This window comes from Nitrospirota bacterium (assembly GCA_040756155.1).
In the GTDB taxonomy this organism is placed as follows: Bacteria; Nitrospirota; Thermodesulfovibrionia; order JACRGW01; family JBFLZU01; genus JBFLZU01.
The window spans coordinates 1-16,442 of the sequence record JBFLZU010000117.1; the positions used below are offsets into that span (position 1 = coordinate 1).

Consider the following 16,442-nt stretch of genomic DNA (forward strand, 5'->3'; position numbering starts at 1 on the left):
AGGAAATCTTATATCACTATTGTGGAAAAAGTGGGGAATTACTTTGATACTAACTGGGGAATTATTCTGATACCAGGTGGGGAATTATTTTGATACTAACTGGGGAATTTCGCTGATACTCGACATTTACCTCTATGCCAAAGACCTGCTTCAGTGCAAACTCCCGCCATCTATATTCGGCATCTTTAGAATCAAGCCCTTCTTCTAAGTCCTTTCTTACTTTTTCTAAGGTATAGATTAAAAACCCACCCGAACCACATGCAGGGTCAATCACAAGGTCTTTATCTGCGGGCTCAAGAAAATCTACCATGAATTTTACGATAGGGCGAGGAGTAAAGTATTGTCCCATTGTTCCTTTAAAAACACCACCAAGAAACTGCTCATAAGCTTCGCCTTTAGTATCAAGTTCCGTTTTCCATAAAGATATTCCCTGCAATACCTCTACTACACTATAAATAATTGGGTCCTCAACCTTCATTGGCTCTAAAAATACATTTATATCTCGTTTTTTAGCATCTTCATAAACTCCCCTTATCCTTTCAGCCACTTCTTTTATTGTCTCATGAGTTCCAATTTGGAATTGATAAGGTTCTCCTTTTTTGGTAAGAAACCTCTCATCGTGGATTTTGCAGAACATGAGCTTGCTCATCTCATCAAATGCCTCTGCAGGATTTCTTTTACCACCTTCCCATAATGTATCGTGGCATTGCTGAAATTTAGCAAGGAGTTCGTCCCTTGTTACCTCTTTTAAATCCCACTGTGCATCACCTTTACGATACTTAAACTTGATGACTTTCCCATAGCGAATAGGTATATCAGCAATAATATTCTTTTCTCTTTCCTCAGATGGGAAGTTGGCAACATCAAAGGCTATCCTGACATTGCCAGCAACAAGGATAGTGTATTTTGCCCTTAAAGAATTGGCATTTCCAAAGGCTTGCTCGATAGCCTGTTTTATCTCTGCCGGAGAGATACCATCTTTCTTGCATTCTACAACGATATAAGGCTTCTTTTTCTCATCATCTTCATAAATTACAATATCTGCCTTATCCGTGGGTTCCCTTCTGGGAACGATAACCTCAAGGTCAATTCGCTCCTTTGGATATTGATACTTTTTGATTAGCTCATAGTAAAAAGATGCTCTAACCTGTTCTTCAGGGTCGGTAATGTTATAGCTCTTTTTGATAGCTGAATATTCAATCTTTTTCTCACCGACTTTAAAAAGCCCTTCTCTTTCACCATCACCATCACTTATTATCTCTATTATTGTTTTATACCCCCTTTCTGTCATATGAGTCTCCTTTGAGCCACTCTGGAATCTTCAACTTATATTCAGCCATGTTCCTATAGTCCAAATTTCCTTTGTTTTCTTTTCTCAGTACCATGTTTATTCTTTTATTAAAATCCTCTCTATGCTATATGGGAGAATGAATTCGATGTTGGTATTTTTAAATTTTATCTTTTCTTCTAAAGAAAGATTGAGTAAAAATGCTTTTGCAGGGTTATATTTCTCTATAAAAGACCTGAGCCCTTTGTTAATTTCTGGTTTCTTGAATTCATTCGCCTTCACCTCCAGAGGAATTGTATTTCCATAATAATCCCTACAAATAAAATCGACTTCACTTTTATCTTTAGTCCGCCAATAGTTAATTATCATATCTCCTTTCTTTAATAAAGAAGAAAAAACAAAATTTTCTAAAAGTTCTCCTTTGTCACGGTTATCTAAGAATTTAGCAAAATATCTAATAGCAAGATTCCTGATACCATTGTCAACGAAATAAATCTTAGGCATTTTGGTAAGTTCCTTCCGAATATTAGTAAAAAATGGTCTGGTGATATTAATAACAAAAGTGTTCTCGAGGACTGATAAGTAGTGTTCTAAAGTTCGATAATTAATTCCTAAGGTATTACTTATCTCTTTGAGATTGATTAGACTACCGACTTGGTTAGATAGAAGTGCAACCAATTTTGAAAAAGTGAGAGGATTTTTAATTTTTATAAAACCAACAATATCTTTTTCAACGTAGCTAGAATAAATTTCATTTAACACTTGAATCTTTTCCTCTTTGCTTTTAGCCAAAACAGCACGAGGATAACCTCCAAATATAATAAAATCAAGAAGATGGTCAAAAATTACTCTCTTGTGGATAGTAGAGATAGCTCTTTTCTTAATTAATTCTGAGAGCATTGGATCATGACAGGAAAGATATTCCGAGAAAGAAAATGGCCAAATATGAAAAACCTTTTTTCTCCCTGTTAAAGACTCAAAAATTTTTGATTTCATTTCTAATGATGAGGATCCAGTAACAACTAATTTTAATGGCAGATTTAAATCATAAATTCCTTTTAAAAATTTACCGGGATTTTCTAACCTTTGAATTTCATCAATAAATACATAAAGAAATTTTTCTTTATTTAATTCTTCGCGAAGAAACTTGATAAAATCGGTTTGATTTCTTATTCCTTCTAAATCACTGAACAAATCAAGATTAAAGACTTTGATTCTTGACGAATTAATCTTTTTTACTTTAATCAAATAATCCTTTAATTGTAAAAGAAGGGTTGTTTTACCAGTTTGGCGTGCCCCGGTAATAACCGTAACTTCTTCTTTATGAAGATGTCTGACTATTTGAGGAAATATTTCTCTTTTAATAAGATTTTTTTCCATCCCAACTACAATTTTAGCACGATTATTTTTGTAGTCAAGAGCAAATTTTATTCTAATCGAAGTAAAATGAAAGTAGTCTTTCTGGTCTTAGCAGGTTACAAATGGTGAAAGATGTCGCCAGAACACTTTCAACTTAAAACGCATGGCCTAGTGTAAAATGAAGTTCTCCGCGACTCTCTCCAGTTTCTCTTCTCAGTTTATACCCATAATCAAGGCGGAGTGGACCTACAGGTGTATTATATCTTATGCCGAGTCCTGTGGTATATTTCATATTTATACCAATGATATCCTTGGTCTGCCATACATTTCCACCATCCATAAAGACAACAGCACCAAAACCTCCTGCAATAGTGAATCGTAATTCGCTACTGACAGATACATATGCGTTTCCACCTGTTGGTGTCCCATCTGATCCTTTAGGACCGAGAGAATCCTGGTCGTATCCCCTTACAGTAGTTCTACCACCAAGAAAGAACCTCTCCACTAACGGTATTTCCTTAGAATCACCCAGTCCTCTACCTATACCACCTTTACCAGATACTGCGAATACAACTCCCTTTTTAAGTCCAAAGAACCAGCTGCTTATACCTGTTAATTTATAAAACTCCGCCTCTGAGGCAAGGAATTGCGTCGCATATTTGAGTGTTATGCCACTGAATGTTCCTTTTGATGGATTGAATGGGTCATTTCTCGTATCCAGAAAAATGGATGGATTAATACTGCTAATGGCGACAGTTCCTCTGTCTTCCTTCGCAAGTATAGCCCCTGGCTTTATATTGTATGTTTCAACCAGTTCATACTGATAAAAAACTGCACCTTTTATTTTCTCTGTAATTGGCTTCTCTAAACCAAATGTTCCTGCTATCTTTTTAAATTCGTATCTTATCTCTCTTGTATCAATATTTATCGCCCTTTTATATTCTCTTAATAAAGAACCCTTAAAGTCCATATGTTTGTTCAAAAACCATGGCTGTCTATAACCAAGTGAATATCTCCTTTCAATGTCACTCATCTCGCCTTTCAGGTTTACCTGTCTATTAGAGCCAAGCAGGTTTTTATGGAGTATCTCGATCGAACCTCTGAATCTATCATAATCCCCATAACCGACACTGAATTCAACAGCACCAGCCTTTTTCTCTTTTACACTTAGAATCATATCTTCCACATGTTTTTTACTGTCAGGATCAAGTGGCTCAAACTTTACATCACTGAAGATTCCAAGCCTGTATAGATTCTGCTGGGTCTTATATATTTTTTCATAGTCGTATAGATCACCCTCATTCACCAGAATCTCTCTTCTTATAACATCCTCCGTCGTATCGTAATTGCCTCTGACTATTACCTTTCCTATCCTTACAGGTCTTTCTTCTTCTATTATTATCGTAATATTTACAGATGAATAATCTTCTGCGAATTGTCGTTCAAGAACTACATCTGTGTATATATAACCCTTCTTTGAATAAAGCGCTAATATACTGTATTTATCCTCAAGGAGATTAAATTCATTGTATGGCATTCCTTCCTTCGTTGATATATGATTCAGTAGTTCCTTATCCGAGAACAACCTGTTACCAATCACCTTCAGACTGCTAACCTTTGTCCTCACACCTTCCTTAATCTTTATCTTTATGTAAGCCTCTGTTTTATCTGGATTGAATCTGATATCTTTCTCAGTAATCTCAGCCTTGAGATACCCGAGGGCGTTATAGAGCTCTATAATCTTCCTGAGGTCATCTTCCATGGTATTGTCGGATAATATACCTCCACTGAAGATTCCTTTCTTCTTGGATTCAATAAGTTCTTTCAGTCTATCAGAACTGATAGCCCTGTTACCCTCAAATGTTATTCCTTTAATATAAACCCTTTTGCCCTCATTTATATTAAACAGTATTTTTATCCGACTTTCTGCCTCTGATTTCTGGTCAGCAGATACATTGACAAAATAGTATCCTTTATCCCTGTAAAACTTGGTTATGCTCCTTATACTATCTTCAATAAGGTTTTCGATTTCATCACTTCTATCTGTATAAACGCCCTTTAGTTCATCAGAGAGTTTTTTTGAGGAAAAAGAAGTGTTCCCAGAAAACTCAAAATCAACCTTTACTCCAAGCGCCACAGGAATCTTTATATATGCCATTATATCTTTATAGATTATTTCCGGTGGTCCTACCACAGGATTTATATAGCCTTCACTTATATAAAAAGACTTGATCGACTTAATATCCTCCAACAAAATGTCCATATTCATAATATCCCCACGAGCAAGACTCATTAAAGAAATAATCCTTGATTCGTCCACACCGAAACCTATATCAGCTATTCTTATCTCGGCTCCTTCTGTGATATTAACGATTATATTTATCCTATAAGGTTTTTTTGTCTTCTTTGATTGAAAACTGACCTTCGTGCCTTTATATCCCTTTCGTTCATAAAATCGCACTATCTCCTTCATGGAATCATGAAGCCTTGCCTCTGAAAATTCTTCTCCTTCTCTGATGGCCATTACCTCTCTGAGTTTGCTACTTCTTATATTGCTGTTACCCGTAAAAGAAATATCATCTACCATAGTTTTCTCTGTAATTACATATTTAAGTCTCAATCCATCAGCCTGCCTCGTTACATCTACAGATATATCCCTGAATATGCCTTTATGGAACAGCCTTTTTATTCCCTCACTTATCTTCTTTTTATCTAAGTTTTCCCCTATTCTGATTCCCATAAGAGATTTGATCACATCAGAAGGTAGGCTCGCATGTCCTTCAACCTCTATTGATGTTATTTTTTCGTTGGTAAACCCCGTTAGAAAGGGTGGGGCTTTAAACTCTACCCTTTCCAGAAAAGTTTTATATTCATCCCCACCCCAATGGGTGGGGCTTTCTAACGGGGTAAATGGTGTTTCTGAAGGATTACTACCAGATGTAGATGAAGGATAGATACAATATACAAAAAAGAGGAGAATGCTCAAAGTCAAAAGAAGGATTCGAGGGGGCAAGGGGGCAAGTGATTGAATTTTTATTTTACCCCGCACCACAAAATGCCCCACTCGGAAGAGTGGGGATGAAGTGGTGCAAAAGATACCATTAGAATGCCCCTTGCGGAAGCAAGGAGTGCGGGGTTTATTTGAACTCTCGAATCCTTGAATCCTCGAACCCTCCTTACCTAAATTCTAACCTGAATTTTATGTCACCGCCAACCTGCCCTTGCTCATCTCTGATCCCTATAAGGGAAAATCTCTTACTGAATATGTATTCCACCTGCAGGAGTTGTTCCTCAGCACTCCCTATATTTGTAGAATAGGTAACATAAAGTTTATCAGCAAGCAATCTTTTGCCTACGGTCACCCTTGGAGAGCCCGATGTCACAGAACGACTCACATAAGGGTCTATCTGAAAACGGTCAAACCCTACTATATCCTTTAACCTTTCTTCTATCACATCCTGAATCTTCCCTGTAACAAATGAAGCCGCTTCTGAGGCACTTACCCCCGCCTCTATTCCCCGTAACCCTTTGCTTGTTTGACCCACAGTAAGAAGTGCCAGTATGTCCTGATCAGACAGTGGTGGATCGGATGTGAGTGAAAGGTCAAACCTGTCGAGATGTCCTGAAAGGACAAGACGAACAAGATAGTTTCTTATCTTGCTATCTGCATTTAGATTGAATACTGGATATATCCTCTTTGGATCAATGAAATCTGCTGTAGCAGATATAATCCTGAATTCATTGCTCCTGAAAAAGACTGTCCCTCCAGAAGAAGTCAATCTGCCAAGCATCTGTGGATTATTAACTGTTCCTCTAATAATAAGGTCTGCTGTGATGGGTGTCTTTGCTACATTATTATCTATCCATATATTCTCCTTACCAGTAAGACGCAGATTCAGTTCTGTATCACCAAAGGTAGATACCTCTGTCCTTGGAGGTTCCTGCCTCCTAGTCAGTTTTATCAGCCAGCTTTTCCATTCTATCCTTTTGTTATATACCGCCTTTACTACCTTTATATCACCACTCAGCCTCTGTGTTTTAGGCGTCCCTTCATAGATAATATCTCCATCAAGAAGCATGTTTAGACCTTCTGGATACATTACATCTATGTCTTTTATTGCAATCTGTGCATAGAACCTGTATGGTATGAAACCTTTTAGATATGCCACCCCAGAAATCTTTGCTCCACCTCTACCATACCCCCCCATAAGGTTCTCTAATACAATCTTATTCTTATCTAAAACCATCTCACCCCTCAAGCCTGCTATTCTCTGTGGCATACCTTTAAATTTTAAAACTCCGTTCTGTATAATTACTCCTCCCTGTATGTCAGGATTCTCCCATTTTCCACTGATAGCAACAGCTATCTGAGCACTTCCACTTATCTGTTCTATCTCACTACTGAAAAGTCTCAGTAATACCAGTTCTGCGCCTCCATTAAGATTAAGGTTATACCCCTCTGTAACCTTCACCCATCCATCTACATCGAGGGATGTGCCTTCACCTTTTAATCTAAACAGACCTATTCTGAGGTTGCCTCCTTTCATGTTGAAGGTTATTGGTCCATCATTGATTACCCTGTACCCATAGATATCGGAAGATAGCGAAGTAATCTCTGCCATGAGACTCATCGTCTTCATATCCAGTGCATATCCATTTGCGTCTATCTTTCCTGTAACTAAAACCCCAAAAAAATCTTTGGATTTTTGGGGGACCCCATCTGTTTTTGAGAATTCATTTATAAATGGGTCGAGTCTTGCTTTATTCATGACCACCGAAGCCTTCCATGGAAGCTGTTGTATAAACTGCATCTCTATATCGCCTCTTATTCCCTTATCTAATAACGAAAGAATGACATTCAATCTCTTCTTCTCTATATGCCACTCAAGCAACCCTCCACCAAAATCCCTCTTTTTATGGGTAAGTTTACTGATAACTGTTTTTCCACTTATAACAGGGCTATCAAATGAACCCCTACCAGAGATTGATAGAGAAAAGGCAGAATCAAATCTGAGGTTCTTCTTTACAGCATCAATATCGCTTAACTTTACCCTATCAGCCTGTACTTCTGCATCAAATTGCTCATTAAACCCCATCCTTCCTTTAGCTTTTAAAGCCCTGTTCTCTCTGAATACCATCACAGATGGAAACTCTATCTCCTTTGTTTTTAATACAACAGAGATCGTAGCCCTGTCGAAACCCTGTCCATATGCCTCCCCACCTCTTAAGGACAGTGTGCCTTTACCTTCAAAGTCCTTAAATCCACCTTTAAAGTTGAATTGTCCATCAACAGATGTATGTATTGGAAGCCCTTTATAAACAATCATCACGACCGCTACCGGGTCACAATTATTCATCTTCACGGTAGCATTGAATCGAGGTTGAGCAAATGACAATTTACCATCCTTGCTCCTCAGGTCTATATCTCCGTTGAACGAGTAAACACCCTCTCCCTGTTTAAGGGTAAGCCTGTGAACCTTGATTATTCCACGTGTATACTGTATCTCACCCACTCCATGAACGGGTACACCCTTAACCTGCCCATCTTTGAGGATTATATCGCCTCTTAAGGATGGCTCTTTAAATGCACCGCTCACTTCACCCTTAAGGCTAAGAGAACCTCTAACACCTTTGAATGCAGGATCAATAAAATCACCAATATTATCAGTATTGCCCTCTATGGATAGTGAAAGTGCACCTGTTTTGAGGTTAACATCTCCTGATACCGCTATCGATGTATTCACATTTTTTAGCCAGCTATTACCCCTGAGATTTCCTCCACTACCCCTGCCATCTATATGAAAACTCACGGATGATAAGAAGCTACCATACCCAGGGAAAAGGTCGTTTCCCTTGAGTCCCGAGAGATCAACCTTCACCCAGTATATTGCTGGGTCTTCAAAAATGATACCTGCATCGCCGGAAATACTACCACCCATTACATTGCCTGAGAAATCATACAGTGAGAGTCTTTTCTCTCTGAATGAAAACGCGGTTTCAAATTTCTTTACTTCTTTATCCAAAAGTCTACCATTGTTTAATGTGAGTGTCCCTTTAGAGTTCAACTCAGGGTAATTCCCCTCGATTTTTCCCACTACATCTATAACGCCATCAATTTCATCTTTATACACATCTTTTTTCAGTAAATCTGTTAGAAAGGGCACTGATAGAGTTGCCTTGAAGTCAAGGTCTAAAAAGGAGGTAGTGGTATTTATTTTTCCTTTAAGATTAAGTTTGTTTATAGTGTCAAATGCAACCTTTAGTTGATCGAACCATAGCATATTGTCTCTTACCCGCATCTGGCTATCAATCTTCCCCTCAACCAATATATCTTTATCTGTAAGATTGAATGTCCCTGATTCGAGTTCAATATTTTTGAAAACCAATTTTAATGGGATTTCCTGTTCTGACGCGACATACCTCTTTATACACTCAAAGACATCAATAACATTCAATCTGCCATCGTGGTATCTCTCTACAGAGATAGCAAAGCCATCTATATCGAGCTTCCTTGCCATTATCTCTTTTTTAAATAGCCTGATTGGATTTATCTTTCCTTTCACCTTCTTTAAAAAGACTATGATTCTGCCATCTTTATCGTAGAGTGTTACATCCTCAAGGGTAACAAATGGTGGGAAAAAGTTAACTGTAACCTTTTTGATACCTACTTCCCTTTCTGTAGCTTTCTTGATTTCGGCGACTATGACCTCTTTTGCCTTTTCAGAAATATAGTCGCTTCTGAAGATAAGTGTCCCCGCGGCTATAAAGAGGAGAATAAAAAGAAGTAATATCCTGGCGATTGTCTTGCTCTTCACTTTTCACTCTTTATATCTGCCCCGCATACACCACAGAGGGGATATGTCTCTTCAGTTTTTCCATTACAGTATGGGCATATATGTTCCCTCATTTCAGCCACTTTTTCGGTCACCTCTGTGGGCGCCTGAGTCTTCCTGTTTCTGTAATCTTCTATCGCCTTTCTTAATGCATCTGCACCAAGATTTGAGCAGTGCATCTTGTTTGGTGGAAGACCTCCGAGTTCTTCGGACACCTTCTCCTTCGATACTGAGAGCGCCTCTTCAAGTGTCTTACCCTTTACCATCTCTGTGATAATACTGCTTACAGCGATTGCAGCTCCGCATCCGAATGTCTTGAACTTTATGTCATCGATGCGGTCATCTTTAACTTTTATAGATATCTTCATCACATCACCACAGAGTGGATTGCCCTCTACTCCAACACCATCGGCATCGGGTATTTCACCAACATTTCTTGGATTACTAAAATGTTCCATCACCAATTCTGAATACATCTTTTTACCCTCCTTCCTTAACTACAGTTCAGAGTTATGAGTTTTGAGTTCGGGGACAACTACTTAAAACTCCGAACTCTAAACTAATTATTGTCTACCTGGATATATCGCTGACATAGACCTCAATCTCTCAACTACCTTAGGTAGTACCTCAAGTACCCTATTCACATCTTCTTCTGTATTGTTTGTACCAAGGCTGAATACAAGAGAACTATTTGCCACATGTGCTGGTAGACCTATCGAAGTAAGCACATGTGAAACCTCGAGCGACATCATGGTGCATGTTGATGCACTTGCGGTTGCTATACCTTCGTTCATGAGAGAAAGAAGCATAGCCTCACCCTCAACAAATTCTATAACAAAATTTGCATTGTTGGGTAGTCTCTCTGTTGGATGTCCATTGTAATAGACATGGTCTATTCGTTCAAGTACTCCCTTTACGAGTCTATCCCTTAATGAAATAAGGTGCTTATTCCTTTCTTTCATCTCTGCCTTTGCAAGTTCTGAGGCAACACCGAATCCTACAATACCTGGAACATTTTCGATACCTGTTCTTCTACCCCTTTCCTGTACTCCTCCATGGATAAGTGGTGTAATCTTTACACCTTTTCTTACATAGAGGGCTCCGACACCTTTAGGTCCATAAAACTTATGCGCTGTAAGAGACATAAGATCCACATTTAGTTCGTTTACATCAACAGGTATTGTCCCGACTGCACAAGCAGCATCGGTATGAAATAGTATCCCTTTCTCCTTTGCAATCTTACTCAACTCAACTACAGGCTCGATAGTCCCGATTTCATTGTTTGCAAGCATGATGGATGTAAGGATTGTCTCATCCGTAATCGCTTTTCTTAAATCGTCAGGATTAACCATCCCGTATTTATCAACAGGCAAGTATGTTACCTTAGAGCCTGATTTTTCAAGAAATTTACAGGGAGTAAGCATTGAACGGTGCTCTATAGCCGATATAATTATATGCCTCCCCTTTTTCTCATACGCATGAGAAATTCCTTTAAGCACAAAGTTGTTTGCCTCTGTGGCAGAAGAGGTAAAGATTATTTCACCAGCGTCTGCATTTATAAGATTTGCTACCTTTACCCTTGCCTCTTCTATATCCGTCTTTGCCTTCCAGCCAAACTCATGATCGCTTTGGGGATTGCCAAATATATCCCTGAAATACGGCTGCATCGCCTCCACAACCTTTGGATGACATGGGGTTGTAGCTATATTATCCATATACACCTTACGCATTGTTACCTCCCGACTCTTTGGGGCTTCGTCCCAACCCTAAAGTGTCATTCTGAGTCCCGAATTATCGGGACGAAGAATCTCTTTCTTTGTTAACGATAAATAAGATCAGCAAGCGTTGTCTCATTTAAAAACTCCTCTATCTTATCACCGAGCCTCTTCCACATGAGTCTTGTAACGCATATATCAACCATAGTGCATTCTTCACTCCGAGCAGACGGATCCAGACAGGTAGAAATCGCAACCGGCCCTTCAAGCGTAGAAAGTATTTCCCCAATCTTGATTTGCTCAGGACCTTTACTGAGCACATAACCACCCCCGGGTCCCCTGACACTCTGAATAAGCCCATTCTTCCGCAACTTATTGAGTATCTGCTCAAGGTAAGGGATCGAGACCTTCTGTCTCTCAGATATATTTTTTATAGTAACAGGACCCTTCCCATGATTCCTCGCAATCTCATACATCGCTCTTACACCATACTGTCCTTTTGTCGAAAGACGAAGCATGGTGTTAAAATACTATAGTTTACTAATTTTGTCAAGTATTATTTTAGGGATGATTTTCAGGAAAAATAAATGTTATAATTTTAAAATGGATTATACGAAAGAGCATGCAGAGAGTGGGCTTAGGGTAACACTTCCAGAGATAGAATGCTGGGATAATCAGTTTAAAGGGTATGAAATCACAATCGTAATACCTGAATTTACATCTGTTTGTCCAAAGACAGGTCTGCCTGATTTCGGAACAATAACGATAAACTACATGCCTGATAAACTCTGTATCGAACTGAAATCACTCAAAGTATATATAAATGCTTACAGGAACATAGGTATATTTTATGAAAATGCAGTAAACCGCATCCTCAATGACATAGTGAAGGCATGTAAACCTGTATCGGCAACAGTCAAAGGAGAATTTAATCCGAGGGGCGGTATTAAATCAATTATAGAGGCTCGGTATCCAAGAAAAAGACGGAGAGATCGGGGCGTAGCGCAGACTGGTTAGCGCACCTGCCTTGGGAGCAGGGGGTCGGAGGTTCAAATCCTCTCGCCCCGACCAGCAGAACACCACACATGAAAAAGTTCACAACAATTATCTTGATTGTGTTCATTATGTTCCCGCTATTTCCAAATCGAGTTATAGGAGAAGACCTTGCACCTGAGGTTCGTGAAACCACATCTCTGCTTGACGAAGTAAAAGTGCTTAATCAAAAAGTAATAGAACTCTACAAAGAAGGAAGATACGAAGAGGCGATACCTTATGCAAAGAGGATGCTGGAGATATGGGAAAAGTCATTAGGCAAAGAACACCTTGATGTGGCAATAATAAGCCTTACCAATCTCGTATTGCTTTATAAGTCCACAGGGAAGTATGCAGATGCTGAGCCATTGTTAAGAAGGATCTTGGCGATCTTTGAACAGGTGTTAGGCGAAGAGCATCTGATTATAGCAAAAACTCTTGACATTCTATCAGAGATTTATAGAGAGACCGGAAGATACGCATTAGAAGAACCGCTACTTAAGAAGGCATTAGAAATAAGGGAAAAGATATTGGGCAGGGAACATCCTGATGTAGCAACAAGTCTTAATAATCTGGCAGTGCTTTATCGAAACACATGGAGATATTTAGAAGCAGAACCATTATTCAAGAAGGCATTAGCAATAAGAGAAAAGGCATTTGGCAGGGAACATCCTGATGTAGCAACAAGTCTTAGGAATCTGGCAGTGTTTTATCAAAACACACGGAGATATTTAGAAGCAGAGCCATTGTATAAAAGAGCATTAGAGATAAGGGAAAAGATATTAGGCAAGGAACACCCTGATGTGGCAGCAAGCCTTGATAATCTGGCAGTGCTTTACAGAATTATGGATAGGTATGCAGAAGTAGAGCCGTTATATAAGAGGGCATTAGAGATAAGAGAGAAGGCATTGGGCAAGGAACACCCTGATGTAGCATCAAGCCTCAACAATCTGGGATGGTTTTATAAAACAACAGGTAAGTATGAAAAAGCAGAGATTCTGTTAAAGAAGGCATTAGAGATAAGGGAAAAAGCATTAGGTAAGGAACATCCAAAAGTAGCAGAAAGCCTTGAAAATATAGCATGGCTTTATAACACCACAGGGAGATATGCAGAAACAGAGTTCTTGTTAAAAAGGGCATTAGAGATAAGGGAGAAGGCATTTGGCAGGGAACATCCTGATATGGCAATAAGAATTACTCTTCTTGCAGCGTTTTATGAAGACATGAGGAGATATATAGAGGCAGAGGCGATGCTTAAAAGGGCATTAGAGATAAGAGAGAAGGCGTTTGGTAAAGAACACCCTGATGTGGCGGTGAGCATTAACAGGCTGGGATTATTTTATAAAGAAACTGGCAGGTATAGAGAAGCAGAGTTGTTGTATAAGAGGGCATCAGAGATAAGGGAGAAGGTATTGGGCAAAGAACACCCTGATGTGGCAACAAGCATAAATAATCTGGCATCGCTTTATCGGGTAATGGGAAGATATTCAGAAGCAGAGTCATTGTTTAAAAGGTTATTAAATATAGTAGAGAACGCATTCGGCAAAGAGCATTTTAATGTAGCAGCAAGCCTTGAAAATCTGGCATTGCTTTATAAAGACACGGGTAGATATCAAGAGGCAGAACCATTATTCAAGAGGGCATTAGAAATAAGAGAGCGAGCACTTGGCAAAGAAAACCCTACGGTGGCACAAAGCCTTGAAAATCTGGCATTGCTTTATAAAGACACGGGTAGATATTTAGAAGCAGAACCATTATTCAAGACGGCATTAGAGATAAGAGAGAGGACATTTGGCAATGAGCATCCCAATATAGCATCAAATCTCAACGATCTGGCATTGTTTTATAATGCCACAGGCAGATATGCAGAAGCAGAGTCATTGTTTAAAAGGTCATTAAATATAATAGAGAGAGTATTTGGCAGGGAGCATCCAGATGCAGGAGCAAATCTTAATAATCTGGCATTGCTTTATAAAAACACAGGTAGATATGAAGAGGCAGAGTTGCTGTTCAAGAGGGCATTGGAGATAAAAGAAAAGACTTTTGGCAATGAACATTTTGAAGTAGCAACAGTTCTCGAAAATCTGGCATTGCTTTATCAAATCACAGAGAGATATACAGAAGCAGAACCGTTGTATAAAAGGTCACTGGAGATAAGAGAAAAGGTATTCGGTAAGGAACATTACAGGGTAGCAGGAAGTATCTTCGATCTGGTGGAGCTTTATGCAAATCTCAAAAGATATACCGAGAGTCATCAACTCTTTAAAAGAGGAATATCCATACATGAAACAATAAGAGAGAATCTCTTCTTGGTTTTATCAGAAAGACAAAAACTTGGCTATATGAAACAATCAGTTAGCAATATAGATGGTTTTATCACACATACAGCCCTTTACATGCAATCAGACGCTTCAGCCATAACCGATACCTTCAATGCCTGGCTCAGGTGGAAAGGTGCAGTGATGGAAGCACAGGGTAGATATATGGATGCCCTCACATATTCAGATAACCCTGAAATCAGCAAGAGGTTTGAGGAACTGACAAATGTAAGGCGAGGGTTAGCAAGGCTACAGTTTTCTAAGCCAGAGAAGATGGATTTTGAAGAATACAAAAAGAGACTCAAAGAGTTTGAGAAGAAAAAAGAAGAACTTGAATCGGAGTTAAGCCAGTTGAGCAAGGACTTTGCCCTTGAGAAGATGGCAGGAAGGTCAGATGTAAAAAAGATTTCAGAGATACTCCCAAAGGATTCGGTTTATTTAGACTTTGCAAGGATAAATATTTATGACTTTAAAGTGGGGAAATGGGGAAAGTCCCGATACCTTTTATTTGTCCTTATACCAGAGAAGGAACCGGTAGTTAAACTCATAGATGTAAAGGATGCAGAATCCGTTGATAGGCATATCAAGGCATACCATGACGAGATAAAATTGACTTTAATCTATAGGCAACCGCCTAAAGAAAACATTCTAAAAAAAGAGGCAAAGGCATTGTATGACATAGTTATAAAACCATTAGAGCCATATTTAAAAGGTAAAAAACAACTTTACATAAGCCCTGATGGTAATCTTAATCTTATACCATTTGAAGTATTCATAACATCTGAAGGCAAATATTTCATGGAAGATTATCTCATTAACTACATATCAGCAGGCAGGGATATAGTGAAGTTTATAGATACAACTGTCAGCAAGGGAGAAGCCCTTATCATGGCAGACCCTGATTATAACATGGGATTAAAGGAAAAAGATAAGGTGGCAGCAGAGATGAAGGTGACAAAGGCAGTGAGGGAAACCGTATCGAGAGATGCAGGAGGGCTAAAGTTTCCAAGACTGCGAGATACAAAGCAAGAAGCAGATAACATAGAGAAGATATTAAAAGAGCAATACCGTCTAAAAGTGAATAACTACCAGGATAGAAAAGCGATAGAAGAGGTATTGTTTTCAATGGAATCACCGAGGGTATTACACCTTTCCACCCACGGGTATTTTTTAAGAGATGAAGAGGTAAGACACATCCAGAAGATAGGATCTGCCTCCATGGAAAGAGAAAGTCCTCCTGAAGTGGGTATCGAGAACCCGATGCTTCGTTCAGGGATAGTCCTTGCAGGGGTGAATGCATCCCTGAAGGAGGGCAAGGATGATGGGATGGTGAGCGCTGAGAAGATACTTGGATTAAGACTAAAAGGCACAGACCTTGTGGTATTGTCAGCATGCGAAACCGGAGTAGGAGATGTACAGAATGGTGAAGGGGTATTTGGTCTCAAGAGGTCTTTTATCCTATCAGGAGCGAAGACAGTTGTAATGAGCCTTTGGAGTGTGCCAAGCAGAGAAACGACAGAGCTTATGACAAAGTTTTACACCTTCATGGCACAAGGAAAATCCAAGGCAGAGGCGCTAAGGCAGGCAAAAATAAATATAATGAAAAAGAGGCAAAATCCCTTTTTCTGGGGAGCCTTTGTGGTAGTAGGAAAACCTGAGTAAGCAAATGGACTGGACAAATGTAACATCCTTAAAGACTTCTTGACATAAAACATCCTCATCCTTACTATATATTTGCTTAGATTGAGGTATTTTCAGTTGAAAAAGAAGGTAAAGGTAGATATCTCTGTAGTTAATGAAGATTTTGAAGATTTTAGTAGGAAGATTTTAGGGACACATCCAATATTTCATAACCTTTAGCTATCAGAGGTATTGTTTAAGACTACAAAGCGCGGAG

Annotated in this window: 9 protein-coding genes and 1 tRNA gene; 3 read left to right on the top strand and 7 right to left on the bottom strand. The window is 39.0% G+C overall.

Annotated features, from left to right (window positions below):
* Window positions 1-61 precede the first annotated feature (61 nt).
* The 7 genes from AB1488_11055 to AB1488_11085 form a co-directional block, all read right to left on the bottom strand.
* The gene (locus tag AB1488_11055) at window positions 62-1,291 is read right to left on the bottom strand and encodes a type I restriction enzyme HsdR N-terminal domain-containing protein (protein MEW6410627.1); all 1,230 of its coding nucleotides are present in this window, start codon (window positions 1,289-1,291) and stop codon (window positions 62-64) included.
* A gap of 96 nt (window positions 1,292-1,387) precedes the next feature.
* Entirely contained in the window at window positions 1,388-2,668 is a 1,281-nt protein-coding gene (locus tag AB1488_11060) for an ATP-binding protein (protein MEW6410628.1), read from the bottom strand.
* A 133-nt stretch (window positions 2,669-2,801) separates the two neighbouring features.
* Window positions 2,802-5,633 carry an outer membrane protein assembly factor BamA gene (bamA, locus tag AB1488_11065; protein ID MEW6410629.1) on the bottom strand — a complete coding sequence of 944 codons (2,832 nt, stop codon included), beginning with the start codon at window positions 5,631-5,633 and terminating at the stop codon, window positions 2,802-2,804.
* 190 nt (window positions 5,634-5,823) lie between these two features.
* Window positions 5,824-9,462 (bottom strand): translocation/assembly module TamB domain-containing protein, encoded by a 3,639-nt coding sequence (locus AB1488_11070; GenBank protein MEW6410630.1) that lies wholly within the window; start codon window positions 9,460-9,462, stop codon window positions 5,824-5,826.
* Window positions 9,459-9,956: a Fe-S cluster assembly scaffold protein NifU gene (gene nifU / locus AB1488_11075; GenBank protein MEW6410631.1), complete on the bottom strand. Its 498-nt coding sequence runs from the start codon at window positions 9,954-9,956 to the stop codon at window positions 9,459-9,461. Before nifU ends, AB1488_11070 begins: the two co-directional genes overlap by 4 nt.
* An 87-nt stretch (window positions 9,957-10,043) precedes the next feature.
* Window positions 10,044-11,210: an aminotransferase class V-fold PLP-dependent enzyme gene (locus AB1488_11080; GenBank protein ID MEW6410632.1), complete on the bottom strand. Its 1,167-nt coding sequence runs from the start codon at window positions 11,208-11,210 to the stop codon at window positions 10,044-10,046.
* 89 nt (window positions 11,211-11,299) lie between these two features.
* Window positions 11,300-11,713: an RrF2 family transcriptional regulator gene (locus tag AB1488_11085; protein ID MEW6410633.1), complete on the bottom strand. Its 414-nt coding sequence runs from the start codon at window positions 11,711-11,713 to the stop codon at window positions 11,300-11,302.
* An 85-nt stretch (window positions 11,714-11,798) separates the two neighbouring features.
* Between AB1488_11085 and queF the strand changes: the two genes are divergently transcribed.
* The 3 genes from queF (at window position 11,799) to AB1488_11100 (ending at window position 16,207) form a co-directional block, all read left to right on the top strand.
* Window positions 11,799-12,212 carry a preQ(1) synthase gene (gene queF / locus AB1488_11090; GenBank protein ID MEW6410634.1) on the top strand — a complete coding sequence of 138 codons (414 nt, stop codon included), beginning with the start codon at window positions 11,799-11,801 and terminating at the stop codon, window positions 12,210-12,212.
* A tRNA-Pro gene (locus tag AB1488_11095) sits at window positions 12,189-12,266 on the top strand. The genes queF and AB1488_11095 overlap by 24 nt, the downstream gene beginning before the upstream one ends.
* Before the next feature lie 14 nt (window positions 12,267-12,280).
* Window positions 12,281-16,207 (top strand): tetratricopeptide repeat protein, encoded by a 3,927-nt coding sequence (locus tag AB1488_11100; GenBank protein MEW6410635.1) that lies wholly within the window; start codon window positions 12,281-12,283, stop codon window positions 16,205-16,207.
* Window positions 16,208-16,442 lie beyond the last annotated feature (235 nt).

Bases quoted from the DNA above. Each gene is read 5' to 3' on its own strand.
- AB1488_11055 (MEW6410627.1), bottom strand. From the start codon at position 1,291: ATGACAGAAAGGGGGTATAAAACAATAATAGAGATAATAAGTGATGGT.
- AB1488_11060 (MEW6410628.1), bottom strand. From the start codon at position 2,668: ATGGAAAAAAATCTTATTAAAAGAGAAATATTTCCTCAAATAGTCAGA.
- nifU (MEW6410631.1), bottom strand. From the start codon at position 9,956: ATGTATTCAGAATTGGTGATGGAACATTTTAGTAATCCAAGAAATGTT.
- AB1488_11080 (MEW6410632.1), bottom strand. From the start codon at position 11,210: ATGCGTAAGGTGTATATGGATAATATAGCTACAACCCCATGTCATCCA.
- AB1488_11085 (MEW6410633.1), bottom strand. From the start codon at position 11,713: ATGCTTCGTCTTTCGACAAAAGGACAGTATGGTGTAAGAGCGATGTAT.
- queF (MEW6410634.1), top strand. From the start codon at position 11,799: ATGGATTATACGAAAGAGCATGCAGAGAGTGGGCTTAGGGTAACACTT.
- AB1488_11100 (MEW6410635.1), top strand. From the start codon at position 12,281: ATGAAAAAGTTCACAACAATTATCTTGATTGTGTTCATTATGTTCCCG.